The sequence below is a fragment of the Streptomyces sp. NPDC054956 genome (assembly GCF_053609185.1).
Genome location: NZ_JBSGXB010000661.1, coordinates 1 through 1,160, shown reverse-complemented (window position 1 = coordinate 1,160; position 1,160 = coordinate 1). Strand labels below are relative to the sequence as shown.

The following is a 1,160-nucleotide window of genomic DNA, read 5'->3' as shown; positions in this document are numbered from 1 at the left end:
ACCACCCCTTGATCAGGGCCTCGTGCCCGGCGGCGTCGAGCGTGCCCGGTCCGCACAGTTCGGCCGGGGTGAGCGGCGGGGTGATCACGGTGAGGATGCCGCCGCTGATGAGCAGGAAGAGCGAGGTGGCCAGGAACCACCCCACCACCACGCGGTACCAGCCCTCCAGGCGGAGCGCCTGGGACAGCTGCGCCGGATCGGCGGCCGGGGTGGCGCCCTGTCCGCCCCGGGAACGGATGAGCTGGCGGGGGTCGCGGAGCCTGATGATCACACTGAAGACCGCGCCCATCGCGCCGCCCGCGAAGCACACCAGGGCGTGGACGAGCGCCAGCCGCTCCTGGCAGCCGAAGTCCACGCCGAAGAGCGCGGGCACCCAGGCCCCCAGGGCGAAGACCACGACCAGCACCACCGGGCTCACCAGGATCCCGCAGGTCAGGCCGATGTTCAGGCCGCGCGCCCCGGCGGTCGCCGTGTCGGCCTCCAGCCGCGACTCGGCGGATTCGACCGCCGTGTCCAGCCGGGCTACGTCGGCGCCCCGGGCGACGGCGCGCAGGGCGCGGAGCAGGTCCTCCGCGACGGCGGCCCGGGTACGGCGAACGAAGGCCCGCTGCGAAGCCGCGTAGAGCCCCTCGAGGCGCAGCATCAGCTCCGGTTCGGCGCACCACAGTTCGCGCAGCCGTTCCGGATCGATGCCGGGCACGTCTTCCAGTGCCTTCGTCTCCTCGTCGGCCGCGCCCAGGAACCACTCGATCATCCCGCGCCGCATCCCAGCCCCCTCTTTCGCAGAGCAGTTCTACCCTGCTTCGGCCCGGGGCGGTAGCCGCCCCCCGGAGCCGCCGCCGTCAGGCGGGGCGGGAGGGCTCGGGGGCCGCGCCGGAGGGTTCCGCGGCCGCCCGGCCGGAGCGGGTGCGGAAGAGGGCGTGCAGGAGGACGGCGGTGAGCGTGCCCGCCACCACCCCGCTGCCGAGGACCGTCCGGGCCCAGACGGGGAACCCCTGGTAGAGGTCGGGTGCCACCACCGGCAGGAGCCCGGCGGTGAGGGCCAGCGCGATCACCGTGGAGCCGCTTCCGGTGCCGGGGGAGGTCCGCCCCAGCATGTCGACGCCCATCACCGCGATGATCCCGTAGATCACCAGCGCCGAGCCGCCGACCACGTGTGC

Annotated in this window: 2 pseudogenes; both read right to left on the bottom strand. The window is 74.5% G+C overall.

What is annotated here, in order from left to right:
- A pseudogene (locus ACWGDE_RS39120) lies at positions 1 to 766 on the bottom strand (hypothetical protein); the annotation flags it as partial.
- A 76-nt stretch (positions 767 to 842) separates the two neighbouring features.
- Positions 843 to 1,160: pseudogene (locus ACWGDE_RS39115) on the bottom strand (permease); the annotation flags it as partial.